A 23,855-nucleotide genomic window follows, 5' to 3' on the forward strand; every position below is an offset into this window, starting at 1 on the left:
TTTCACTCCGCCTTCCTGGCAGAATCCTACGTGTCCGTGTTGTTGCTTTGCGCTTCCTGCGCGACGTCCATGTGAAGTAGATTATCCGTGGATCCAATGTGGCGATAGAGGACGATTAGCAGCACGTCATGTAAGAGAATGCTTACACGCCCTCCGAGCCCTTAAAACAGGGCTTCATCCAGCAAAAACAGCGATTCACTACCGGCTTTTACCGACGCGATCAGCGAGTGAATACGTGGCAACAGGCGGGCAAAGTAGAACCGTGCCGTGCCCAGCTTGCTGGCGTAGAAGTCATCTTCCTCTTCTTTGCCCACGGCAGCCTTGGCCATGCGCGCCCACATGTAGGCGTATGCCACGTAGCCAAACGCATGCAAATACTCCACCGAAGCCGCGCCGATTTCGTTCGGATTGGCCTTGGCGCGATCCAGCACCCAGGCCGTCAGTTCGTCCAGGTTGTCGACCGCCGCGCTCAGCGGCTGGGTGAACTCGGCCAATTCGGCGCCCGCGCCTGCGATGAACTGACGGATCTCATCGGCGAACACGCGGTAGAACGCGCCGCCGCTGCCGACGATCTTGCGCCCCATCAAGTCCAGGGCCTGGATGCCGTTGGTGCCTTCGTAGATTTGGGTGATGCGCACATCACGCACCAATTGCTCCTGACCCCACTCACGGATGTAGCCGTGACCGCCGAACACTTGTTGGCCGAGCACAGTGGTTTCCAGGCCCAGGTCGGTCAGGAACGCCTTGGCCACCGGCGTCAGCAACGCCACCAGGTTATCCGCACGTTCGCGGGCAGCGGCGTCGTCGCTGAACTTGGCGATGTCCAACTGCGTCGCCACGTAGGTGGAGAACGCCCGGCCCCCTTCGTTCGAAGCTTTCATGGTCAGCAACATGCGCCGCACGTCGGGGTGCACGATGATCGGGTCGGCCGCTTTGTCTTTCGCCTGAGCCCCCAGCGGGGAGCGGCTCTGCAGACGGTCACGCGCATAGTCAATGGCGTTCTGGTAAGAGCGTTCGCCGGAAGCCAGGCCCTGGATACCCACACCCAGACGCTCGTAGTTCATCATGGTGAACATCGCCGCCAACCCACGGTTCGGCTCGCCCACCAGGTAACCCACGGCTGCGTCGAAGTTCATCACGCAGGTCGCAGAGGCCTGGATACCCATCTTGTGCTCGATGGAGCCACAGCTCACCGGGTTACGTGCGCCCAGGCTGCCGTCGGCATTGACCATGAACTTCGGTACCAGGAACAACGAGATACCCTTTGGACCTGCCGGCGCGTCCGGCAACTTGGCCAGCACCAGGTGGATGATGTTGTCGGTGAGATCGTGTTCGCCGCCGGTGATAAAAATCTTGGTCCCGCTGACGGTGTAGGAACCGTCCGCCTGAGGTTCGGCTTTTGTGCGGATCATCCCCAGGTCGGTACCGGCATGGGCCTCGGTCAGGCACATGGAGCCGGCCCACTCGCCGGAATACATCTTCGGCAGGTAGGCCGCCTTGAGTTCCTCGCTGGCGTGGGTAGCGATCGACACACAGGCGCCGGAGGTCAGCATCGGGTAAAGCCCGAACGCCAGGCTCGACGAGTTGATCATCTCTTCAACTTGCGCCGACACCGCCTTGGGCATGCCCATGCCGCCAAACGAAGGATCACCGCCTACGCCCACCCAGCCGCCTTCGGCGTAGGTTTTGTAGGCCTGTGGGAAACCGTCCGGGGTAAACACGGCGGTGTTGTCCCAACGGCAACCCTGCTCATCGCCACCGCGGCTGAGCGGCGCGATGGATTTGGCGGTCACTTTGCCGGCCTCTTCGAGAATCGCCTCGACAGTATCGGCGTCAACGGTGTCTGCCAACGCCGGCAATTGGGCCCAGGTAGCGGCAACCTCAAACACTTCGTTGAGGACGAAGCGCATATCACGCAGCGGCGCTTTGTAATCAGCCATGGCAAACCTCGTGAGAACGTGAAAAGTGATTCGATAGGATCTGTTTTACAGGCTCCGAGTGTACCCGAACAACTTTTCAGACACATAGGGTCCACTTGTGACTAGCTGGTATTTTTAAGTCACTCCAGCATAAACGCCGCCGCAGACAGACTCATCAGGCATTCACTGCCCGCTTCCACCGCGGCGCGATGGGTCGCGGTACGCGGCAACAGGCGCTTGAAGTAAAACTCACAGGTGGCCAGCTTGGCCTTGGCGAACTCGGCATCGCCGTGGCCCTGCGCCGCAATCGCCATGCGCAGCCACAGGTAGGCGAGGATGATGTAACCGCTGTACATCAAGTAATCCACCGCGGCGGCGCCTACTTCATCCGGATTCTTCATCGCGGCCATACCGACCTGGCTGGTCAACTCGCCCCATTGCTGGTTCAGTTGGTTAAGCTGCGCCACATAGGACTTGAGCTGCGCATGCTCGGCATTCGCGGCGCAAAACTTATGCACGATTTTGGTAAACCCGCGCAGCAACTTGCCCTGGCTGCCCAGCACCTTGCGCCCCAGCAGGTCGAGGGCCTGGATGCCATTGGTACCTTCATAAATCGGCGCGATACGCGCATCGCGCGCCAGTTGCTCCATGCCCCACTCGCGGATGTAGCCGTGGCCGCCGAATACCTGCATGCCATGGTTGGTCACTTCCAGCCCGGTGTCGGTCATAAAGGCTTTGCAGATCGGCGTGAGGAACGCCAACAGGTCTTCGGCTTCCTGGCGCTGGCCGGCGTCGCTGCTCAGGTGCGCGGTATCAAGCAGCTGCGCGGTGAAATAGGTGAGTGCGCGGTTGCCCTCGTTGAAGGCCTTCATGGTCAGCAGCATGCGTCGCACGTCGGGGTGCACGATGATCGGATCGGCAGCCTTGTCCGGGGCCTTGGCGCCGGTCAGCGAGCGCATTTGCAGGCGATCATTGGCGTATTTTATCGCGCCCTGGAAGCTCGCTTCGCCATTGCACAGGCCTTGCATGCCGGTGCCCAGGCGCGCGTGGTTCATCATGGTGAACATGCAGTTGAGGCCTTTGTTGGCCTCGCCAATCAAAAAGCCCTTGGCCCCGTCGAAGTTCAGCACGCAAGTGGCTGAGGCCTTGATGCCCATCTTGTGCTCGATGGCGCCACAGTTCACCGCGTTGCGCTCGCCGGAGTCGGCGTGGAACTTGGGCACGATAAACAGCGAAATGCCCTTGGTGCCGGCCGGCGCATCCGGCAGCTTGGCCAGCACCAAATGGATGATATTGGCGCTCATGTCGTGCTCGCCGGCCGAGATGAAGATTTTGCTGCCGGTAACGGCATAGCTGCCATCGGCCTGGGGCACGGCGCGGGTCTTGATCAGGCCCAGGTCGGTGCCGCAATGGGCTTCGGTCAGGCACATGGTGCCGGTCCATTCGCCGGCGGTGAGCTTGCCCAGGAAGATGTCTTTCTGCTCGGCAGTGCCGTGGGCATGGATCGCCGACATGGCGCCATGAGTCAGCCCCGGGTACATGCCCCAGGAGGTGTTGCTGGAGCCGATCATCTCACTGAGCACCAGGCCCAGCGACTGCGGCAAACCCTGGCCGCCGTAGGCCGGGTCTGCCGCTACGCCATGCCAGCCGCCCTCGACATACTGGGCGAAGGCTTCCTTGAAACCCCTGGGCGTAGTGACCACGCCATTGTCGAAATGGCAGCCTTCTTCATCGCCGCTGCGGTTGAGCGGCGAGAGCACGTTCTCGCAAAATTTGGCGCCTTCTTCGAGGATCGCGTTGACCATGTCCGGGCTGGCGTCGGTTGCGCCCAACGCGGCGTAGTGGCCGTGGAAATCAAACACGTTGTCGATCAAAAAGCGCATGTCGCGCAGGGGAGCTTTGTACTCAGGCATGGTCATGTCTCCGGCAGCAGATGCCATCAACCTACTGCCGGCCAGCGCCCCGAACAATCACTGTAGAACCGCTGAATACGTCGCCATCAGTCAACCGGCAGCGCTCTCCATGCGCACCGCGCCACGCCGTGTTTGCCCGGCGGCGATCACACAGTTGCGCCCCGCGCCTTTGGCGGCATACAGCGCCTGGTCGGCGGACTTGAGCACTTCTTCAGGGGTGCGCTGTTCGGCTTGGCGCTCGGCCACGCCGATGCTGACCGTCACCGACACGCTCGACGCGCCGCTGCCCGCGCGGCGTTGCCGGCCCTGGCTATCATCCTGAGGGCGATCCGAGTTGCGCAGCTTGATGTCGTAATTGGCGACGATCTCGCGAATTTCCTCCAAGTGCGGCATGCACTCATCCAGGCTCTTGCCGGCAAACACCACGGCAAACTCTTCACCGCCATAGCGGTACGCACGCCCGCCACCGCTGACCCGGGACAATTTGCTCGCCACCAGGCGCAGCACTTGGTCGCCGACATCGTGGCCATGGGTGTCGTTGAAGCGCTTGAAGTGGTCGACGTCGGTCATCGCCAGCACATAGTTACGCCCCAGCCGTTGCATGCGCTCGTTGAGCGCACGACGCCCCGGCAAACCGGTCAGCTCATCGCGAAACGCCATTTGATAGGCCTCATGGGCCACGCCGGCAGCGATCATCAACATCACCTGGCTGCACATGATATTGAGGGTAAACGGCAGGATGAACGTCTGGGGCAACATCCAGAACAGCCCCAGCCCCCCCACCAATTGCGCCGCATGCAGCGGGCGCGGCTGGTACCAGTATTGCGCCGCGAGCGTCAGGAAGCCGATCAGGAACATGGGGTACGACAGCTGGATCAAGCTCATCCAGTTGCCATGCAACGCCGGCCAGCGGATCTGCGCCAGCCAGTTCAACAGCGCCTGGGGATAACTTTGCTCAAGGGCCAACGCTACGCTGCCTATTGCCAGCAACACCGCGCCGCGCGCTACGAAGTCGCGGAACAGGTGGGTTTTTTCCTGCCACAACGCATAAATGCTGAACAGCAGTGGCAACAACAGGCAACACAGGTGAAACACCACCGCCGCATCTTCGCGCACGCGGCCGTTGTCACGGTAGAAATCGGTCTGGGTATCGAGCAGGAAGTAGGCCACGTACACGGTAATCATCAAGAACAGCTCACGCTGGCGCCGGTATACCGCGCAGTACGAACCGCCGAGCAGCAACACCAGGGTCGGCAACACGTTGAACAGCGAGGTGAAGAAGACGTTGAGATCCTTGACGTATGCAGCCGAAAGCCCCGCCAGCAAGAGCAGCAACGAGGGAAGAAAATGACTGAACCGCACAGCCGACACGCGTGACAAGGGTAAAACTCCGACCTACAAAATAGTGGCACTATGCCGTTACGCCGACAGTTAAGCACAAGCTGTCTGCCCTGTATCAAATTGCCACTACTTTAACGGCCGGTTTGCCCAATCCCTGAGCGCAACGCTATGGTTTTTTATCACGCGCCAAATAGGCAATAAGCGGACCATCCGCCCTGTTAGTTCTGACAGTATCCGCCGAGGGGTTTGCAGTGTTTACTGGCTACACCCACTAAGCGCCCATCGAGCAGTCGGGACAAGGGAGTGTCCTTCAAACATCAAGGGAGCGTTCCCATGGAAACCGCCATTGCCGATTTTGTGCGCACAAGCTCAGCGTTCTTGATTCGTCACGCCATTTCCAGGCTGCCACCGCTGATCGTGGTGGATGCAATTGCCAATGCCGACGGCCTGGTCCCCCTGTCGGTGGCCGCAAAAGACTTGCGAATTCGCATTCCGGCGCTGCCGCAACCCGGCCCTCCCGTGTCTCGTCCAATCAGCATCAGGGTGTACGCGCAGTTACCGCCACCGGGGGAATACCAGGTGTTCTCGTACACGGTATTGCCGGCCTATCCCGTCGGGGATATTGAGGTCGTCGTGCCACGTCGTTTTGTAGGCAACGAGGGCGAGTATTGGCTCACCTATACCGTGGACGACGGTGACAATGTGTTGCGTGCCACCACCAGCACGCTCTTGCGGGTCCATAAAACGCCACCTTTTGGTTATCTCTCCATCACACCACCGCGCCCACTGTTGCCGGCGAACCTGGCGACGCCACTGATTACCGATGAGTACCTGGCCAACAATGACCCGGTCTGGTTTCGGATTCCCGAGCATGAACAGATCAACGATAAGAAAAATGTGCGTGCAGTGTTCTACTACGGCAACACCAACATCCATCTGGCGGTGCCTTACACCCCACCCGTCACCCTGTCTGACGTGCCGGCTGAGCGCATGATCCCGGTGCCGGCGGCGATCATTCGTGCCCGAGGCAACGGCACACAACAACTGACCTACCGCCTCATTGACCAGGGCGGCAACCGCGCCCGGGACTCGCTGAGTCTCGAGGTAACAGTTGCCATACGCGTGACGCCTTCCAACATCGCCATGCCACGGATACCTCTGGCGATTGCGCCGGACAACACCGTGACCCAATGGGACATCAACCAAAGTGGCCAGCCAGGGGTGGACGTATGGCTGGACAACGCCAGCCTGCAAATCGGCGACACGGTGGCCGTGACCCTGGCGGGCACCGTCGTAACGGCGTCCTTGACTTACGCAGGGCAACCCTTGCCGCTACCGTTCACTGTCTCGACGGGGCAAATACTGGCCACGCTGCCGGGCGCCGCCAACACGGATACCTCGGCTCAGGTTGGGTTTCGAGTTACCAGCCGCGGGGTTGCCTTCAACGGCCCCGTCCGAACCCTGACCTTCAACCTGTCAGCCCTGATGACGTTGGCGCCGCCGGTGGTGCAAAACCTGAACGCTGACGGCAACCTCAACTGCAACTCAGCGCTGCCCTTGGGCGCAACCTATTCGAATCGTTTCATTCAGGTGTCTATCCCCGCTTCGACACTCTTGATTGCCGGCAGATCGTTGACCGTGACCTGCGCGCTGAGCCGGCAGGATGATGGTTCAAACGTCATCGTTCCAGCAGTCACAGTTTCTGTGGTGCTTTCCGCCGATGCGCCCACACGAGGCCTTATCGTCGACGTGCCCTACTCGACGACTATGGGGGTAATCGGCAGAGGTGTGATGTATGTCAGCTACTCAACGCTAAATAGCGCCAATCAACAGATTCGATCTACGCCGGTGCCCGTTCGAGTCAGGGGGGTTTTACCCGGAAACGTCTATTGCGACGGGACGCCTTTCATTCCGACGCCTTGAGGGTTGGGCGCACGCCCATAAAAAAGCCGCCGCTCCCGAAAGAGCGGCGGCTTTTACGCTGTGGAAGAAACCCTGCCGACGCTTAGTAAGCCAGGCCGAAGTCTTCTTCTTTCATGTCCATCAGGTTGTTGGCGCCCGACAACATGGTGGCCACGTGGGTACGGGTACGCGGCAGGATACGCTGGAAGTAGAACCGCGCGGTCTGCAGCTTGGCGGTGTAGAACGCCTCTTCGCTGGTACCGGCGGCCAGTTTTTCGGCCGCCAGGCGTGCCATGTCGGCCCAGAAGTACGCCAGGCAGGCATAACCGGAATACATCAGGTAATCCACCGAAGCGGCACCGACTTCTTCACGGTCCTTCATCGCGGCCATGCCGACCTTCATGGTCAACTCGCCCCACTCTTTGTTCAGTGCCGCCAGCGGTGCGACGAACTCTTTGACAGCCTCGTTGCCTTCGTTGGCCTGGCAGAACTTGTGCACGATTTTGGTGAAGCCCTTGAGCGCTTCGCCCTGGGTCATCAGCACTTTACGGCCGAGCAGGTCCAGCGCCTGGATACCGGTGGTGCCTTCGTACAGCATCGAGATGCGGCTGTCGCGAACGTTCTGCTCCATGCCCCACTCGGCGATAAAGCCGTGGCCGCCGTAGATCTGCACGCCGTGGTTGGCCGATTCAAAACCGACTTCGGTCATGAACGCCTTGGCGATCGGGGTCATGAATGCCAGCAAGCCATCGGCCTGTTTCTTGGCTTCGTCGTCGGTGCCGTACTTGACGATGTCCACTTGCTTGGCGGTGAAGTACACCATCGCACGGTTGCCTTCGGCGAAGGCTTTCATGGTCAGCAGCATGCGGCGCACGTCTGGGTGAACGATGATCGGGTCAGCGGCTTTTTCCGGCGCTTTCGGGCCGGTGAGGGAGCGCATTTGCAGGCGGTCGCGAGCGTACTTCAGGCCGCCCTGGAAGCCGATCTCGGCGTGAGCCAGGCCTTGCAAAGCAGTGCCCAGGCGCGCGGTGTTCATAAAGGTGAACATGCAGTTCAGGCCTTTGTTCGCCGGGCCGATCAGGTAACCGGTGGCCGCATCGAAGTTCATCACGCAGGTGGCGTTACCGTGGATCCCCATTTTGTGCTCCAGGGAACCGCAGCTCACCGCGTTACGCGCGCCGATCGAACCGTCTGCGTTAGGCAGGAACTTGGGCACGATAAACAGCGAGATGCCTTTGGTGCCGGCCGGTGCATCCGGCAGGCGGGCCAGTACGATGTGGACGATGTTGTCGGCCATGTCGTGTTCACCGGCCGAAATGAAGATTTTGGTACCGGAGACTTTGTAGGAACCATCGGCCTGAGGTTCGGCCTTGGTGCGCAACATGCCCAGGTCGGTGCCGCAGTGCGGCTCGGTCAGGCACATGGTGCCGGTCCATTCGCCCGACACCAGTTTGGTCAGGTAAGCCTCTTGCTGCTCGGGAGTGCCGTGCTCGGAGATGGTGTTCATCGCACCGTGGGACAGCCCTGGGTACATGCCCCACGACCAGTTGGCTTCGCCGACCATTTCGCTCACGGCCAGGCCCAGGGATTCCGGCAGGCCTTGGCCACCGTGCTCCACGTCGTGGGCCAGGCTCGGCCAGCCGCCTTCGACGAACTGTTTGTAGGCTTCTTTGAAGCCCGTAGGGGTCTTAACGCCTGATTCACTCCAGGTGCACCCTTCGATGTCACCCACGCGGTTCAACGGTGCCAGCACTTGCTCACAGAACTTGGCGCCTTCCTCAAGGATGGCATCGACCATGTCCGGGGTAGCGTCCTGGCAAGCCGGCAGGCTCTGATAGTGCGCTTCATAACCGAGCAGTTCGTCACGAACGAAGCGAATATCACGCAAGGGGGCCTTGTAGTCAGGCATAGCGATAAACCTCTGCTGATGTAGCTGGAATGAACAACCGCGTGGAATTTATTGTGGCGGTCAAACAGGTGTTTGAAACATACGTTTACGACCTGGGGATGTCAAGCGTCGCTCAGATGCCGTTTGTCATGACACACATCAACCCAGGCGCAACAAAGCCTGAGGCTGGATGCCACATCAGAGAGATGTATAGAAAGGGATCAGAATAAAACAGGGCAAATGTGGGAGGGGGCTTGCTCCCGATAGCGTCGTGTCAGTCGATATCTCTTTGACTGATGTACCGCTACCGGGAGCAAGCCCCCTCCCACAGGTTCAAACGCCGGCAGATCAGGCGTAAGTGTCGATCAATGTACCGAGCATTTCGTCCGAAGCCTTGGCCACCTTGACGCCCAGCTCGACCTGGAACTTGCCTTCGGCCAGTTCCACCATATTGCTGGCGGAGTTGGTCGGTTGGCCGCGATTGACCGCCTGCAGGCGATCATTCTGGGCATCCGAAGGCTGACTGGTGGCGGCACTGGCGATCTTGCCGGCGGCCTGGTCCACACGGTTCTGCCCGGACTGAATGGTATTCAGGCCCGAATAAAACGCGCTGCTTCCAGAGATTTCCATGGCTAAGCCTGCCTTTACAGAATCGTGAGCGGTGATTGAAGCAGAGATCGTGGCCAAATGCCCGTCAAAAACAATAATGGCACAGTGCCTTAGCGATAGCCAAAATCAGTCAAGCAGATCCAGGTGCAGGTGGTGCGCCACCGCTTCAGCCCCGGCGTGCTTGAGCTTGGGCACACGCCCCAGGCACGGCGCCGGCAACCGCTCAGCCAGGGTGGCGAGGTTTTCTTCCAGACGAGAGGTCTTGGGATCAATGATATTGGCCACCCACCCCGCCAACTGCAAACCATCCCGCGCGATGGCCTCGGCGGTGAGCAAGGCATGGCTGATACAACCCAGGCGCACGCCCACCACCAGGATCACCGGCAGTTTGAGCGCCATGGCCAGGTCTGACAGGTTGGCCTGATCAGCCAACGGCACGCGCCAGCCGCCGGCGCCTTCGATCAAGGTGAAATCGGCCTGGCGCGCCAGAATCTGCTGCATGGGTTTGAGCAACGACTGCACCGTCAGCGCAACCCCTGCCTCGCGCGCCGCCAAATGCGGTGCGATGGCAGGCTCGAACGCCACGGGGTTGACCTCGGCATAACTGAGCGGCAATGAACACTGCGCCAGCAGCGCCAGGGCATCGTCGTTGCGCAGGCCGTGGGGCGTCAGCGCGCAGCCGGACGCCACCGGTTTGCCCGCAGCCGTGCTTCTGCCGGCTTGGCGCGCCGCGTGCAACAGGCCGGCGGCGACGGTGGTCTTGCCCACATCGGTGTCGGTGCCGGTGATGAAATAAGCGGGGCTCATAGAGGTTTCTCCAGTACGGCATACACCACTTGATACGTTGCCGGCAGGCCCTGGGCCTGGCGGAACTGCTCATACGCTTGAACCAATGCGGCAATTCGCGCGCGGCCCGTCAACCCACCGGGGCGGCCTGGGTTCAGATTGTGTGCGCCCAGGGCCTTCAATTCGTGGGTCAGGCTGCGCACATCGGGGTAATGCAGCACATGGGGCTGGCGCTCCAGGCTGACCACGCGCAAACCGCTGGCCGCGCACAATTGCTGGTAAGCCTCGAAGGTACGGAAACGGTTGACGTGCACCAGGCCATCGGCGGCGCGCCAGCTTTCGCGCAGTTCATCCAGCGTGCCCACGCATAAACTGGCAAACGCCAATACGCCGCCCGGCTGCAGCACCCGATAGGCCTCGCTCAGCACTGCGTCGAAGTTCGCACACCATTGCACCGCCAGGCTGGAGAACAGCAGCCCGAAGCTGTCAGCTTTCAGCGGCAAGCGTTCCGCATCACCGGCAATGAAGTGCTGCGCGCCACCTGAAGGCCGCGCATGAGCAAGCATGCCCTCGGCAATATCCAGCGCCACGCCTTGGCTCGCGGGCATGCGTTCAGCTAACACACGGCTGAAGTAACCTGTGCCGCAGCCCATATCCAGCCAACGTTGTGGCGCCCCCGCCGACGGCAAACGCGACAGCAGGCCGTGCCCCACCGCTCGCTGCAATTGAGCGACGCTGTCGTAACTGGCTGCCGCACGGGAGAACGAGGCCGCCACCCGGAGCTTGTCCGGCAAGGCGCCCGGCAGTGAAGGTTGGGAGAGATCAGTCATCAACACACTCATGCAAAAAAGCCTGGATGGCCTCCGCCACACCGTGAGGGTCCTCCAGAAGAAAAGCGTGACCGGCTTGTTCAATCAGGCCGATTTCTACATCGGGCAACAATGCCAAGAGCGCACTGGCCGCCTGCGCGGGCACCAACGCGTCCATAGCGGCAAACAGGTGCAACTGCGGGCCGCGATAGGCGAGCAAGGCCTCACGCGTGTCCAATTGAGCGAGTAACTCTAAACCCGGCATCAATACATGGGGGGCCGTATGCGGGGCGCCGCTGACCAGCAAACGCGAGAGCCCGCGAGGGTCGGCGGCGCCTTTGGCACACAGCAGTCCAAAGCGTTTGAGAGTGACTTGCGAGTCAGCGTGGCAACCGCTGAGGAACGCATCGAACGTCTCGGCGGGCATCGCATCCGGCCAGCCCTCGTGGGCAACAAAACACGGGTTGCTCGCCAGGGTCACCAGGCCACAGCAACGCTCGCCGCGCCGTGCCGCCAACTCGGCGGCCAGCATGCCGCCGAGGGACCAGCCGCCCAGCCAGGTGTTGTCCGGCAAGGTCGCGTCAAGTTCATCGAGCCATTCTTCCAGGTCGCAGGAGCCCAGCGCAGGCAACGGCTCGATCTGCACGTGCAGGTGTTCATCCAGGCCCTGCAAGGCGGCGGCCAATGGTTCCAGCGGCGATACGCCAAGGCCCCAGCCGGGCAGCAATACCAGTCGATTACGCATGGGCAGGCTCCAGGCGCAAACACGCTTGCAATGCGCTCAACAATAGCTGCACCTGCGCTTCACTGTGGGCCGCCGTCAACGTCACGCGCAACCGCGCACCGCCGGCGGGCACGGTGGGTGGGCGGATCGCGGTGACCATCAGGCCGCGCTCGCGCAGCCTCTGCGATAAACGCACGGCTCTGGCGCTGTCGCCGACCAGGATCGGTTGGATCGGGGTGAAGCTGTCCATCAAGTTCAGGCCAAGCTGCTCGGCCCCTTGGCGGAACTGGCGAATCAGGCCGTTGAGGTGTTCACGCCGCCAATGCTCGGTGCGCAGCAGCTCCAGGCTTTTGAGTGTGGCGCAGGCCAGCGCCGGCGGTTGGCTGGTGGTGTAGATGTACGGCCGGGCGAACTGGATCAGGCTTTCGATCAGCTCTTCACTGCCCGCCACGAACGCACCGGCGGTGCCGAATGCCTTGCCAAGCGTGCCGACCAATACCGGTACATCGTCCTGGCTCAAGCCAAAGTGCTCGACGATCCCACCACCGTTGGCCCCCAGCGGGCCGAAGCCATGGGCGTCATCCACCATCAACCAGGCGCCCTTGGCCTTGGTTTCGCGCGCCAGCGCGGGCAGGTCGGCCAGGTCGCCATCCATGCTGAACACACCGTCGGTGACCACCAGGGTATTGCCGGTGGCTTTTTCCAGGCGCTTGGCCAGGCTGGCCGCGTCGTTATGCAGGTAGCGATTGAACCGCGCACCCGACAGCAAGCCGGCATCCAGCAGCGAGGCATGGTTAAGGCGGTCTTCGAGTACCGTATCGCCCTGCCCCACCAATGCGGTGACCGCGCCCAGGTTGGCCATGTAACCGGTGGTAAACAGCAAGGCACGCGGGCGACCGGTCAGGTCGGCCAGGGCTTCTTCGAGTTCGTGGTGCGGCATGGCGTGCCCGACCACCAGGTGCGAAGCGCCACCGCCCACGCCCCAACGAGATGCACCGGCGCGCCAGGCTTCGATCACTTGCGGGTGATTGGCCAGCCCCAGGTAGTCGTTGTTGCAGAACGCCAACAGCGGCTGCCCGTCTACCACCACTTGCGGGCCTTGGGGGCTCTGGAGCAGAGGACGTTGACGGTAAAGATGTTCGGCACGGCGGGCAGCGAGGCGCGCGGCGAGATCGAAAGACATGCAGGCCTCGATTCAGCAGGATGTTCGCGGTAGAACATGTGGGAGGGGGCTTGCTCCCTCCCACATTTGAATTGCATTTGGGTCAAACAGCGGCGTTGTAAAACTGCTCGCTGCTCTTGTGCTCCACCAACGCCTGTTCGATCGCCGCCTGGTGCACTTCGTCGGCATGCTCTTCACGGGCTTCCGGCAGGATGCCCAGGCGCGCGAACAGTTGCATGTCTTTGTCGGCTTGCGGGTTGGCGGTGGTCAGCAGTTTGTCGCCATAGAAGATCGAGTTCGCCCCGGCGAAAAACGCCAGCGCCTGCATCTGTTCATTCATCGCTTCACGGCCGGCCGACAGGCGCACATGGGATTGCGGCATCAGAATGCGCGCCACCGCCAGCATGCGGATAAAGTCGAACGGGTCGATGTCCTCGGCGTTTTCCAACGGCGTACCGGCCACCTTCACCAGCATGTTGATCGGCACCGACTCCGGATGCTCCGGCAGATTGGCCAACTGGATCAGCAGGTTGGCGCGGTCGTCGAGGGACTCGCCCATGCCGAGGATGCCGCCCGAGCAGATCTTCATCCCCGAATTACGCACATAGGCCAGGGTTTGCAGGCGCTCGCTGTAGGTACGGGTGGTGATGATGCTGCCGTAAAATTCCGGCGAGGTATCGAGGTTGTGGTTGTAGTAGTCGAGGCCGGCCTGGGCCAGGGCTTCGGTCTGGTCCTGGTCGAGACGGCCGAGGGTCATGCAGGTTTCCAGGCCCATGGCCTTCACGCCTTTGACCATCTGCAACACGTAGGGCATGTCTTTGGCCGACGGGTGCTTCCAGGCGGCGCCCATGCAGAAGCGCGTAGAACCGATGGCTTTGGCGCGGGCAGCCTCTTCGAGGACCTTCTGCACTTCCATCAGTTTTTCTTTTTCCAGGCCGGTGTTGTAGTGGCCCGACTGCGGACAATATTTGCAATCTTCCGGGCAGGCGCCGGTCTTGATCGACAGCAGCGTCGACACCTGCACCCGGTTGGCGTCGAAATGCGCGCGGTGCACGGTCTGCGCCTGGAACAACAGGTCATTGAACGGTTGCACAAACAGTGCTTTGACTTCGGCCAGGGACCAATCGTGACGCAGGGTGGCAGTGGTGCTGGCGCTCATGGGCGATTCCTTGATTATGCTTTGACAGGCGCTGCGGGAAGGGCAATACCCACAGGCGCGACACGGATGCTCGGCATATTTAAGGAAGATCCATGCACTGTCAACTGAAGCGCAAATACCAGGTTTACATCTGGTCAAAAAACAAACAGAACTGTTTGATCTGCGATGAGCCCACTGAAACCGCCGACTCGGTCTGCAACGCCTGCGAGACCGAACTGCCCTGGCTGATGGAACACTGCGAAGTCTGCGCCCTGCCCTTATCGATGGACGGCCTGGTCTGCGGCCAGTGCCAACAGCAACCGCCGGCGTTTAAACAGGTGATCGCCCCCTGGGCCTACAGCTTTCCCGTCGACCGTCTGATAAGCCGCTTCAAACACCAGGCGCGCTGGCCGCTCGGGCATATGCTCGGCCGTTTATTGGGGCAACACGTGCAACACCGCTTCGACAACACTGCCCTCACACGCCCGGACGCCCTGCTGCCGGTACCCATGGCGCGCAAACGCCTGCGCGAACGTGGCTATAACCAGGCGCTGATGTTGGCGCGCTGGCTCAGCGCCGACCTGAATATCCCCTGCGATGAACACCTGCTGCTGCGCCCCCATGAAACCCTCGCGCAACAAGCCCTCGACGCCAAGACCCGCAAACGCAACCTGCTCGGCGCCTTTGCCCTGGCCGCCGGCGCCCAGGTGCAAGGCCGCCATTTTGCCGTGGTGGACGACGTACTCACCACCGGCGCCACTGCCCACAGCCTGGCGCGGTTGTTGATCCATGCCGGCGCGCGACAGGTCGACGTGTACTGCCTGGCGCGCACGCCAAAGCCAGACACTTGACTCTGCCGCCCCGCGCCCGCAACGTCCGCTCATCCCCACACAGCGTATGCCCATGTCTCTACCCACCCTGCTCAGCCAACATATCGTCCGCCGCCCGCAGCGCATTGCCTTGCTTGCGCATATCGCCGAGCAGGGCTCCATTACCCGCGCCGCCAAAAGCGCTGGCTTGAGTTACAAGGCCGCCTGGGACGCCATCGACGAGTTGAACAACCTGGCGCAAAAACCGCTGGTCGAACGCAGCGTCGGCGGCAAGGGCGGCGGCGGCGCCAGGCTCACGGTCGAAGGTGAACGGGTACTGCGCCTCTATCAGCGCCTGCAAGCGGTGCAGGCCCAAGTGCTGGGTTCGGACGAAGCGGCCAGTGACTTCAACCTGCTCGGCCGCCTGATGCTGCGCACCAGCGCGCGTAACCAGCTGCATGGCCAGGTCGTTGCGATTCAACGCCAAGGCCGCAACGATTTGGTGCGCCTGCAACTGACGGGCGGGCTGACCCTCGAGGCGCAGATCACCCACGACAGCACGCAGCGGCTGGAGCTGGAGTTGGGCGTGGAAGTCGTCGCCTTGATCAAGGCCGGTTGGCTGGAACTGCTGGCACCGCAGGCAGCCGCAACACTTGGACACAATTGTATGAGCGGCATCGTCGCCGCCATTCTCACCGCCGAGGACGGCCCCAGCGAAGTGCGCATCACCCTGCCCAACGGCCTGGTTTTATGCGCCCTGGCGCCGCCGGACGCGCTGAACGCACTGGGCACCACCGAAGGTCAGACGGTCCAGGTGCAATTCGCCCCCAGCCAGGTCTTGCTCGGCACCCCCGTGTAAGTTGCACACTGCCTTCAAATTGCAACAATTTCGTCACGACGGCTGCTTAAGGTGTTTGCAAAAAGCACTCAAGGAGCCCGTGATGAGCCTGTTAGAAGAGAACCAAGCCACCGACCTCGAACAGATGGTCGGCCTCACCCGCCGTCGTTTTATCGGTGCCGGCGCACTCTGCGGTGCCGCGATGTTCCTGGGCGGCAACCTGCTCAGCCGCAGCGCCCTGGCCGTAAACGCGGCCTCCGCCAGCCCGCTGCTGGGTTTCACCAGCATCGCCGCCGCCACCAGCGACACCATCACCCTGCCGCCGGGCTACAGCGCTTCGGTGCTGATCAGTTGGGGCCAGCCGCTGCACAAGAGCGCCCCGGCCTTTGACCCGTCCGGCAACGGCACGGCCAAGGCCCAGGAACAGCAGTTCGGCGACAACAACGACGGCATGAGCCTGTTCGCCTTCCCCGGTGACGACAACCGCGCGCTGATGGCGATCAACAACGAATACACCAACTATCGCTACCTCTATGCCCACGGTGGCGCGCCGCAGTCGGCCGAAGACGTGCGCAAGGCCCAGGCCAGCGAAGGCGTGTCGGTGATCGAAATACGGCGCAAGGGCGACACCTGGCAGTTCGTCCAGGACTCGCGCTACAACCGGCGCATCCACGGCAACTCGCCGATCCGCCTGAGCGGTCCCGCCGCCGGCCACGAATGGCTGAAAACCAGCGCCGACAAGTCCGGCAAAAAAGTCCTCGGCACCTTCCAGAATTGCGCCAACGGCAAAACGCCATGGGGCACGTACCTGACCTGTGAAGAGAACTTCACCGACTGCTTCGGCAGCAGCAACCCACAGCAAGCATTCGATGCCGGGCAGAAACGCTACGGCGTGGTCGCCGCCAGCAAAGAGATCAACTGGCACCTGCACGACCCGCGCTTCGACATGGCCAAGCACCCCAACGAACTCAACCGCCACGGCTGGGTGGTGGAAATCGACCCGTTCGACCCGCAATCCACCCCGACCAAACGCACCGCCCTGGGCCGCTTCAAACATGAGAACGCAGCGCTGGCCGAAACCCGCGACGGCCGTGCCGTGGTGTACATGGGCGACGATGAGCGCGGTGAGTTCATCTACAAATTCGTCAGCCGCGACAAGATCAACCACAAGAACCCCAAGGCCAACAAGGACCTGCTCGACCACGGCACCTTGTATGTGGCGATCTTCGACGCGGGCGACGGCGACGTCGACCACCCCAAGGGCAAGGGCCAATGGGTGGAACTCACCCACGGCAAAAACGGCATCGACGCCAGCAGCGGCTTTGCCAGCCAGGCCGAAGTGTTGATCCACGCGCGCCTGGCCGCCAGCGTGGTCAAAGCCACGCGCATGGACCGCCCGGAATGGATCGTGGTCAGCCCCACCGACGGCCAGGTCTATTGCACCCTGACCAATAACGCCAAGCGCGGCGAAGACGGCCAGCCGGTGGGCGGCCCCAACCCACGCGAAAAGAACGTCTACGGCCAGATCCTGCGCTGGAAGGCCAATGCCGATGACCACGGCGCGGCTGACTTCAGTTGGGACCTGTTCGTGGTGGCTGGCAACCCTGGGGTACATGCCGGCAAGCCCAAGGGCGGCTCGTCCAACATCAACCCACAAAACATGTTCAACAGCCCCGATGGCCTGGGCTTCGACAAGGCCGGGCGCTTGTGGATCCTCACCGATGGCGACTACAGCAACGCCGGCGACTTCGCGGGGATGGGCAATAACCAGATGCTCTGCGCCGACCCAGGCACTGGCGAAATCCGCCGCTTCATGGTGGGCCCGGTGGCATGTGAGGTCACGGGGATCAGCTTCTCGCCGGATCAGAAAACCCTGTTTGTGGGGATCCAGCATCCCGGTGAAACCGGCGGTTCGACCTGGCCGGAACATTTGCCGAACGGCAAGCCGCGCTCGTCGGTGATGGTGATTCGGCGGGATGACGGCGGGGTCGTCGGCGCCTGACACGGCCTCATCGGGGGCAAGCCCCCTCCCACATTTGAACTGTATTCACAAATCAAAGTGTGGGAGGGGGCTTGCTCCCGATGGCAATCGCACAGCCACCACCTATCTCTGGCCCGGTGCGTTACCATACCGGGCCGGACGCGGCGCCCTGCTGCGCGCAGGAGTTCGCATGGCCCACCCGTTTGAAACACTCACTCCCGACCTGGTCCTCGACGCTGTCGACAGCATCGGTTTCCTCAGCGATGCCCGCATCCTGGCGCTTAATAGCTACGAAAATCGCGTGTATCAGGTGGGCATCGAAGGCTCAGAACCGCTGATCGCCAAGTTCTATCGCCCCCAGCGCTGGACCAACGAGGCGATCCTCGAAGAACACCGCTTTACCTTTGAACTGGCCGAATGCGACGTGCCGGTGGTGGCGCCCCTTATCCACAACGGCGCAAGCCTGTTCGAACACGCGGGTTTCCGTTTTACCCTGTTCCCGCGCCGTGGCGGCCGCGCGCCGGAACCGGGCAACCTCGACCAGTTGTATCGCCTCGGGCAATTGCTCGGTCGCCTGCACGCCGTGGGCTCCACCCGCCCGTTCGAACACCGCGAAGCGCTGGGGGTGAAGAACTTCGGTCACGACTCCCTCACCACCCTGCTCGAAGGCAATTTCATTCCCAAAAGCCTGCTGCCAGCCTACGAGTCCGTGGCCCGTGACCTGCTCAAGCGCGTGGAAGAGGTGTACAAGGCCACGCCGCACAAGAACATCCGCATGCACGGCGATTGCCACCCCGGCAACATGATGTGCCGTGACGAGATGTTCCATATCGTCGACCTGGATGACTGCCGCATGGGCCCGGCGGTCCAGGACCTGTGGATGATGCTCGCCGGCGACCGTCAGGAATGCCTGGGGCAGTTGTCGGAATTGATGGACGGCTACCAGGAATTCCATGACTTCGACCCGCGTGAATTGGCGCTGATCGAACCCCTGCGCGCGTTGCGCCTGATGCACTACAGCGCCTGGCTGGCGCGGCGTTGGGACGACCCGGCGTTTCCGCACAGCTTTCCGTGGTTCGGCAGTGAGCGGTATTGGGGGGATCAGGTGCTGGCGTTGCGCGAACAGCTTTCGGCACTTAACGAAGAACCGCTGAAGCTCTTCTGACTGCTTTTTAAGGTGGAAGGGGGCTTGCTCCCTCCCACATAAAGCAAAGCAGATCCCACCAATAGACAAATATCCTTACAATCGCGCCTTGTTAGCTGCCTAAGCAAGGACTCTGCAATGCACGCCGCCAACCCCCGCAAGGGTTACATCCTGGGCCTTAGCGCCTACGTTATCTGGGGCTTGTTCCCGCTCTACTTCAAAGCCATCGCCAGCGTACCCGCCGCCGAGATCATCGTGCATCGCGTGCTGTGGTCGGCGTTGTTCGGCGGTTTGCTGCTGATGGTATGGAAACACCCCGGCTGGTTCCGCGAGCTGCGCGACAACCCCAGGCGCCTGGCAATCCTGGCCTTGAGCGGATCGCTGATTGCGGCCAACTGGCTGACCTATGTGTGGTCGGTCAATACCGGGCGCATGCTGGAGGCGAGCCTGGGTTACTACATCAACCCGCTGGTGAATGTGCTGCTCGGCATGTTGCTGCTCGGCGAACGCCTGCGCCGCCTGCAATGGGTAGCCGTCGGGCTGGCCGCGGTGGGCGTGGCGCAACAGGTGTGGCAGGTCGGCAGCCTGCCGTGGGTGTCGCTGGCATTGGCGCTGACCTTTGGTTTCTACGGTTTGATCCGCAAGCAGGCGCCGGTCAAGGCGCTGCCGGGGCTGGTCGTGGAAACCTGGATGCTGGTGCCGATTGCCGTTGCGTGGTTGCTGTTCAACCCAAGCGCCCACAGCGCACAGCTTGCATTTTGGAGCACCTCCGAAGCCTGGTGGCTGGTGGCCGCCGGCCCCGTGACGCTGATCCCGCTGGTGTGCTTCAACGCCGCCGCGCGGCATTTGCCCTACACGGCCCTGGGCTTTTTGCAGTACGTGGCGCCCACCCTGGTGTTGCTGGAAGCGGTGTTGCTGTTCGGCGAGCACCTGGCGCCAAGCACGCTGCTCGCCTTTGCCTTTATCTGGGCCGGCCTGGTGGTCTACAGCGTGGATGCCTGGCTGACGGTACGCAAGCGCTGATCAAATAATGCACAACCCTCTGCGAGCCACAGCCAACGTGGCTTGCAGGCATCCACCCCAAGGTTATCCACAGGCCCATGCAAGATTTCCATGCATAACCTTGCGGGCGGACTATTCCTCGTTGCGCAGCTCTACCATCAAGTCATCGGCCAAGGTTTCCAGGCAGTCCTGCAACTTATCCAGGGATAACGTCGACGGCACCTGCAGCAGCGCCTCGGCGTTGAACAGCGGGTCACCACTCATCGGCGCCGGCCGCACATCGGTGTTCAAGCGCTCCAGATTCACGCCCTGCTTGCTCAATAGCGCGGTGATCTCACGCACAATGCCCGCGCGGTCATTGCCCACCAGCGTCATCACAATCGGTTTGGACGCCAGGGCCTGCCCGGTGCTGCCCTCACCCACCAGCACACGGATGCCGTGTGTGGATAAGTCTTCCAACGCACCCACCAGTGCCTGACGGTTCTGCGCAGGCACGCTGACCCGCAGGATCCCGGCAAACTGCCCGGCCATATGGGCCATGCGGCTTTCCAGCCAATTGCCACCGTGGGCGGCGATGTTCTGCGCGATGCGTTCAACCAGGCCGGGTTTGTCGGCGGCGATAATTGTGAGTACAAGATGGTCCATGGCGAAGCCCTCTGGAATTCAATCTACAAGGTGGACCCGGCGGCCCTCGAAAACAAATCGTGTACCATTTTTATATTTATCTGGAACAATCCAATAGTTTTTTGAGAACATCCGGTTCTCCGCTGTGACCGTACGACCAAAGTGGGTCGCTAAACGACGTATTTAGTCTAATTTTCACAACCGCAAGTCATCATGTAGTATGCCCAACCGAGCACTACATAATGAAAATCTGAAACAGCGCATAAGCTCCGCAGAGTGAGGCAAGAGATGACTGAACACGTTCAAGTCGGTGGCCTGCAGGTCGCCAAAGTCCTGTTCGACTTCGTGAACAACGAAGCCATTCCCGGTACCGGCGTCACTGCCGAGCAGTTCTGGGCCGGTGCCGACAAGGTCATCCACGACCTGGCCCCGAAGAACAAAGCCCTACTCGCCAAACGCGACGATTTCCAGGCGCGGATCGATACCTGGCACCAGACCCATGCCGGCCAGGCTCATGACCCGGTGGCCTACAAAGCCTTCCTGCAAGACATTGGATACCTGCTGCCAGAAGCCGCGGATTTCCACGCCTCGACCCAAAACGTCGATGATGAAATCGCACGCATGGCCGGCCCCCAACTGGTGGTGCCGGTGATGAATGCCCGCTTCGCCCTCAACGCCTCCAACGCGCGTTGGGGCTCGCTGTATGACGCGCTGTATGGCACCGATGCCATCAGCGAAGCCGACGGCGCCGAGAAGGGCAAGGGCTATAACAAAGTGCGCGGCGACAAAGTCATCGCCTTCGCCCGCGCCTTCCTCGACGAAGCCGCCCCGCTCAGCGCCGGCAGCCACGTCGACTCCACCGGCTACAAGATCGTCGACGGCAAGTTGATCGTCAGCCTCAAGGGCGGCAGCAACAGCGGCCTGCGTGATGACGCCCAGTTGATCGGCTTCCAGGGCCCCGCGGCCGAGCCGATCGCGATCCTGTTCAAACACAATGGCCTGCACTTCGAACTGCAGATCGACGCCAGCACCCCGGTCGGCCAGACCGACGCCGCCGGCGTCAAAGACGTGCTGATGGAAGCCGCGCTGACCACCATCATGGACTGCGAAGATTCCGTGGCCGCCGTGGACGCCGACGACAAAGTGGTGATCTACCGCAACTGGCTCGGCCTGATGAAAGGCGACCTGGCTGAAGAGGTGGCCAAGGGCGGCAAGACGTTCACCCGTACCATGAACCCCGACCGCGTCTACACCGGCGTGGACGGCCAGGACGTGACCCTGCACGGCCGCTCGCTGTTGTTCGTGCGCAACGTGGGCCACCTGATGACCATCGACGCGATCCTCGACAAAGACGGCCACGAAGTGCCCGAAGGTATCCTCGACGGCCTGCTCACCAGCCTGGCGGCGATCCACAGCCTCAACGGCAACAGCAGCCGCAAGAACAGCCGCACCGGGTCGGTGTACATCGTCAAGCCGAAGATGCACGGCCCCGAAGAAGCCGCGTTCACCAACGAGCTGTTCGGCCGCATCGAAGAGGTGCTGAACCTGCCGCGTAACACGCTCAAAGTCGGCATCATGGACGAGGAACGCCGCACCACGGTCAACCTCAAGGCCTGCATCAAGGCCGCCAGTGAGCGCGTGGTGTTTATCAACACCGGCTTCCTCGACCGCACCGGCGATGAAATCCACACCTCCATGGAAGCCGGCGCGATGGTGCGCAAGGCCGCGATGAAGGCGGAAAAATGGATCGGCGCCTACGAAAACTGGAACGTCGATATCGGCTTGAGCACCGGCCTGCAAGGTCGCGCACAGATCGGTAAAGGCATGTGGGCGATGCCCGACCTGATGGCGGCGATGCTCGAACAGAAAATCGCCCACCCATTGGCCGGCGCCAACACGGCGTGGGTACCGTCTCCGACGGCCGCCGCGCTGCATGCGTTGCACTATCACAAGGTCGACGTGTTCGCGCGCCAGGCCGAGCTGGCCAAACGCGAGCGCGCCTCGGTGGATGACATCCTGACCATCCCCCTGGCCAGCAACACCGATTGGTCCGAAGAAGAAATCCGCAACGAGCTGGACAACAACGCCCAGGGCATCCTCGGCTATGTGGTGCGCTGGATCGACCAGGGCGTCGGCTGCTCGAAAGTGCCGGACATCAACGACGTAGGGCTGATGGAAGACCGCGCCACCCTGCGAATTTCCAGCCAGCACATCGCCAACTGGCTGCGTCACGGCATCGTCACCGAGGCCCAGGTGATGGAAAGCCTCAAGCGCATGGCACCGGTGGTAGACCGTCAAAACGCCGGGGATGCGTTGTACCGCCCACTGGCGCCGGATTTCGACAGCAACATCGCGTTCCAGGCAGCGGTGGAGTTGGTGATTGAAGGGACCAAACAGCCCAATGGCTATACCGAGCCGGTATTGCACCGCCGGCGTCGGGAGTTCAAGGCTAAAAACGGCCTGTAAATGAAAAAGCCCTGATCGTGAGATCAGGGCTTTTTCTTTGGGGGGCTGTGGTGGCTGGTCTGGCCCTATCGGGAGCAAGCCCCCGATGAGGCCCTTACAGTCACCACAGAATCAGGACACCATCCCCAACTCCCGCTTGACCAGCTTCGCCAACTTCACGCTATCAATCGGCTTGAGCAAAAAGTCCACCACACTCAAATGCATCGCATCAATCACGTCTGGCGCTTCCGCATCCCCCGATATGATGATGATCGGCAACGCCGCGCGGGTGGATTCGCGCACCTGGCGAATCAACTCCAGGCCATTGCTCGGCGCCATGCGCAGGTCGGTGATCAGCAAACCGATCGAGCTGCTGGACTTCAGCAAGTCCCACGCCCTCTCGCCACTGTCGGCGGTCATGCAGCGAATGCCATCGAGGCCCAGGATTTCAGCCAGCAGTTCGCGCGCGTCTTTATCGTCGTCAACGATCAGCACACGTTGTGGCGGCAAATCAGGCTCCAGCATCACGGCGCTCAGCGCCTCGCGCTCGGCATCACTCAAAATATCGTGGTCGGACATACGGTTCTCAGCAGCTCTCATCACTCTCACAGCACACTCGTCAGACATCTGCTGAAGGACGATCAATGTGCCTTTCGTCGGAAACTTTGCCTAGTAGGTGTTCTACGGGGTTTGGACGATATTCACGTAAGGTTTTTCCCTAGCTTCACGCCGTTTGCAGCGACCTAGACTTACGTCCAATGGGCACCCGCCGCGCAGGAGTCGACCATGCAGGACGATAACGACAAAAAAACTGCGGTCAC

Annotated in this window: 19 protein-coding genes; 7 read left to right on the top strand and 12 right to left on the bottom strand. The window is 61.6% G+C overall.

Features of this window, described 5'->3' with window-relative positions:
• Positions 1–161: 161 nt before the first annotated feature.
• The 3 genes from KSS96_RS26230 to KSS96_RS26240 all read right to left on the bottom strand — a co-directional run bounded on the left by KSS96_RS26230 (position 162) and on the right by KSS96_RS26240 (position 5,212).
• Positions 162–1,940, bottom strand: a complete 1,779-nt coding sequence (locus tag KSS96_RS26230) for an acyl-CoA dehydrogenase C-terminal domain-containing protein (RefSeq protein WP_068935649.1) — start codon at positions 1,938–1,940, stop codon at positions 162–164.
• A 119-nt stretch (positions 1,941–2,059) separates the two neighbouring features.
• A complete protein-coding gene (locus KSS96_RS26235; protein WP_065879372.1) occupies positions 2,060–3,832 on the bottom strand; it encodes an acyl-CoA dehydrogenase C-terminal domain-containing protein in 1,773 nt (590 codons plus the stop codon).
• A gap of 90 nt (positions 3,833–3,922) precedes the next feature.
• Positions 3,923–5,212, bottom strand: coding sequence for a GGDEF domain-containing protein (locus KSS96_RS26240; RefSeq protein WP_217855486.1), 1,290 nt, complete (start codon positions 5,210–5,212; stop codon positions 3,923–3,925).
• Positions 5,213–5,506: 294 nt separating this feature from the next.
• On the opposite strand from KSS96_RS26240, the gene KSS96_RS26245 reads away from it, so the two are divergent.
• Complete coding sequence (locus KSS96_RS26245; RefSeq protein ID WP_065879371.1) at positions 5,507–7,096, top strand: hypothetical protein; 1,590 nt, start codon at positions 5,507–5,509, stop codon at positions 7,094–7,096.
• An 82-nt stretch (positions 7,097–7,178) separates the two neighbouring features.
• Here KSS96_RS26245 and KSS96_RS26250 read toward each other — a convergent pair whose 3' ends face one another.
• The 7 genes from KSS96_RS26250 to bioB all read right to left on the bottom strand — a co-directional run bounded on the left by KSS96_RS26250 (position 7,179) and on the right by bioB (position 14,212).
• On the bottom strand, positions 7,179–8,984 hold the full coding sequence (locus tag KSS96_RS26250) for a phenylacyl-CoA dehydrogenase (RefSeq protein ID WP_017530780.1): 1,806 nt from the start codon (positions 8,982–8,984) through the stop codon (positions 7,179–7,181).
• Between the two features lie 327 nt (positions 8,985–9,311).
• Entirely contained in the window at positions 9,312–9,593 is a 282-nt protein-coding gene (locus tag KSS96_RS26255) for a hypothetical protein (protein ID WP_017530778.1), read from the bottom strand.
• Positions 9,594–9,698: 105 nt separating this feature from the next.
• Positions 9,699–10,379, bottom strand: a complete 681-nt coding sequence (bioD, locus tag KSS96_RS26260; protein WP_017530777.1) for a dethiobiotin synthase — start codon at positions 10,377–10,379, stop codon at positions 9,699–9,701.
• Positions 10,376–11,188, bottom strand: a complete 813-nt coding sequence (bioC, locus tag KSS96_RS26265) for a malonyl-ACP O-methyltransferase BioC (RefSeq protein WP_017530776.1) — start codon at positions 11,186–11,188, stop codon at positions 10,376–10,378. The genes bioD and bioC overlap by 4 nt, the downstream gene beginning before the upstream one ends.
• Positions 11,181–11,912: an alpha/beta fold hydrolase gene (locus KSS96_RS26270; protein ID WP_065879370.1), complete on the bottom strand. Its 732-nt coding sequence runs from the start codon at positions 11,910–11,912 to the stop codon at positions 11,181–11,183. Before KSS96_RS26270 ends, bioC begins: the two co-directional genes overlap by 8 nt.
• The gene (gene bioF / locus KSS96_RS26275) at positions 11,905–13,074 is read right to left on the bottom strand and encodes an 8-amino-7-oxononanoate synthase (protein ID WP_017530774.1); all 1,170 of its coding nucleotides are present in this window, start codon (positions 13,072–13,074) and stop codon (positions 11,905–11,907) included. Before bioF ends, KSS96_RS26270 begins: the two co-directional genes overlap by 8 nt.
• Before the next feature lie 82 nt (positions 13,075–13,156).
• A complete protein-coding gene (gene bioB, locus KSS96_RS26280; protein ID WP_065879369.1) occupies positions 13,157–14,212 on the bottom strand; it encodes a biotin synthase BioB in 1,056 nt (351 codons plus the stop codon).
• A 92-nt stretch (positions 14,213–14,304) separates the two neighbouring features.
• Here bioB and KSS96_RS26285 point away from each other — a divergent pair, with 92 nt between their 5' ends.
• From KSS96_RS26285 to rarD, 5 genes are all read left to right on the top strand, one after another.
• Entirely contained in the window at positions 14,305–15,042 is a 738-nt protein-coding gene (locus KSS96_RS26285) for a ComFC family protein (protein WP_065879368.1), read from the top strand.
• Between the two features lie 52 nt (positions 15,043–15,094).
• Complete coding sequence (locus KSS96_RS26290; protein ID WP_065879367.1) at positions 15,095–15,859, top strand: TOBE domain-containing protein; 765 nt, start codon at positions 15,095–15,097, stop codon at positions 15,857–15,859.
• 82 nt (positions 15,860–15,941) lie between these two features.
• Positions 15,942–17,840 carry a PhoX family protein gene (locus tag KSS96_RS26295; RefSeq protein WP_065879366.1) on the top strand — a complete coding sequence of 633 codons (1,899 nt, stop codon included), beginning with the start codon at positions 15,942–15,944 and terminating at the stop codon, positions 17,838–17,840.
• Positions 17,841–18,009: 169 nt separating this feature from the next.
• Positions 18,010–18,984 carry a serine/threonine protein kinase gene (locus tag KSS96_RS26300; protein ID WP_017530769.1) on the top strand — a complete coding sequence of 325 codons (975 nt, stop codon included), beginning with the start codon at positions 18,010–18,012 and terminating at the stop codon, positions 18,982–18,984.
• 117 nt (positions 18,985–19,101) lie between these two features.
• Positions 19,102–19,986: an EamA family transporter RarD gene (gene rarD / locus KSS96_RS26305; protein ID WP_017530768.1), complete on the top strand. Its 885-nt coding sequence runs from the start codon at positions 19,102–19,104 to the stop codon at positions 19,984–19,986.
• Positions 19,987–20,097: 111 nt separating this feature from the next.
• Here rarD and KSS96_RS26310 read toward each other — a convergent pair whose 3' ends face one another.
• Positions 20,098–20,610 (bottom strand): glycine cleavage system transcriptional repressor, encoded by a 513-nt coding sequence (locus KSS96_RS26310; protein WP_068935657.1) that lies wholly within the window; start codon positions 20,608–20,610, stop codon positions 20,098–20,100.
• Between the two features lie 267 nt (positions 20,611–20,877).
• On the opposite strand from KSS96_RS26310, the gene KSS96_RS26315 reads away from it, so the two are divergent.
• Positions 20,878–23,055, top strand: a complete 2,178-nt coding sequence (locus KSS96_RS26315; RefSeq protein WP_017530766.1) for a malate synthase G — start codon at positions 20,878–20,880, stop codon at positions 23,053–23,055.
• Positions 23,056–23,166: 111 nt separating this feature from the next.
• Here the strand turns inward: KSS96_RS26315 and KSS96_RS26320 are convergent, their stop codons facing one another.
• Entirely contained in the window at positions 23,167–23,613 is a 447-nt protein-coding gene (locus tag KSS96_RS26320) for a response regulator (RefSeq protein WP_017530765.1), read from the bottom strand.
• Between the last annotated feature and the right edge of the window lie 242 nt (positions 23,614–23,855).

Origin of the sequence: Pseudomonas asgharzadehiana (genome assembly GCF_019139815.1) — a bacterium.
Classification (GTDB): domain Bacteria; phylum Pseudomonadota; class Gammaproteobacteria; order Pseudomonadales; family Pseudomonadaceae; genus Aquipseudomonas; species Aquipseudomonas asgharzadehiana.

Excerpts from the sequence above, each read along its gene's own strand:
- KSS96_RS26315 (WP_017530766.1), top strand. The coding sequence starts at position 20,878 with ATGACTGAACACGTTCAAGTCGGTGGCCTGCAGGTCGCCAAAGTCCTG.
- KSS96_RS26285 (WP_065879368.1), top strand. The coding sequence starts at position 14,305 with ATGCACTGTCAACTGAAGCGCAAATACCAGGTTTACATCTGGTCAAAA.
- bioB (WP_065879369.1), bottom strand. The coding sequence starts at position 14,212 with ATGAGCGCCAGCACCACTGCCACCCTGCGTCACGATTGGTCCCTGGCC.
- bioC (WP_017530776.1), bottom strand. The coding sequence starts at position 11,188 with ATGACTGATCTCTCCCAACCTTCACTGCCGGGCGCCTTGCCGGACAAG.
- rarD (WP_017530768.1), top strand. The coding sequence starts at position 19,102 with ATGCACGCCGCCAACCCCCGCAAGGGTTACATCCTGGGCCTTAGCGCC.
- KSS96_RS26320 (WP_017530765.1), bottom strand. The coding sequence starts at position 23,613 with ATGTCCGACCACGATATTTTGAGTGATGCCGAGCGCGAGGCGCTGAGC.
- KSS96_RS26290 (WP_065879367.1), top strand. The coding sequence starts at position 15,095 with ATGTCTCTACCCACCCTGCTCAGCCAACATATCGTCCGCCGCCCGCAG.
- bioF (WP_017530774.1), bottom strand. The coding sequence starts at position 13,074 with ATGTCTTTCGATCTCGCCGCGCGCCTCGCTGCCCGCCGTGCCGAACAT.
- KSS96_RS26245 (WP_065879371.1), top strand. The coding sequence starts at position 5,507 with ATGGAAACCGCCATTGCCGATTTTGTGCGCACAAGCTCAGCGTTCTTG.
- KSS96_RS26250 (WP_017530780.1), bottom strand. The coding sequence starts at position 8,984 with ATGCCTGACTACAAGGCCCCCTTGCGTGATATTCGCTTCGTTCGTGAC.
- KSS96_RS26310 (WP_068935657.1), bottom strand. The coding sequence starts at position 20,610 with ATGGACCATCTTGTACTCACAATTATCGCCGCCGACAAACCCGGCCTG.
- KSS96_RS26255 (WP_017530778.1), bottom strand. The coding sequence starts at position 9,593 with ATGGAAATCTCTGGAAGCAGCGCGTTTTATTCGGGCCTGAATACCATT.
- KSS96_RS26295 (WP_065879366.1), top strand. The coding sequence starts at position 15,942 with ATGAGCCTGTTAGAAGAGAACCAAGCCACCGACCTCGAACAGATGGTC.
- KSS96_RS26300 (WP_017530769.1), top strand. The coding sequence starts at position 18,010 with ATGGCCCACCCGTTTGAAACACTCACTCCCGACCTGGTCCTCGACGCT.
- KSS96_RS26235 (WP_065879372.1), bottom strand. The coding sequence starts at position 3,832 with ATGCCTGAGTACAAAGCTCCCCTGCGCGACATGCGCTTTTTGATCGAC.
- KSS96_RS26270 (WP_065879370.1), bottom strand. The coding sequence starts at position 11,912 with ATGCGTAATCGACTGGTATTGCTGCCCGGCTGGGGCCTTGGCGTATCG.
- KSS96_RS26230 (WP_068935649.1), bottom strand. The coding sequence starts at position 1,940 with ATGGCTGATTACAAAGCGCCGCTGCGTGATATGCGCTTCGTCCTCAAC.
- bioD (WP_017530777.1), bottom strand. The coding sequence starts at position 10,379 with ATGAGCCCCGCTTATTTCATCACCGGCACCGACACCGATGTGGGCAAG.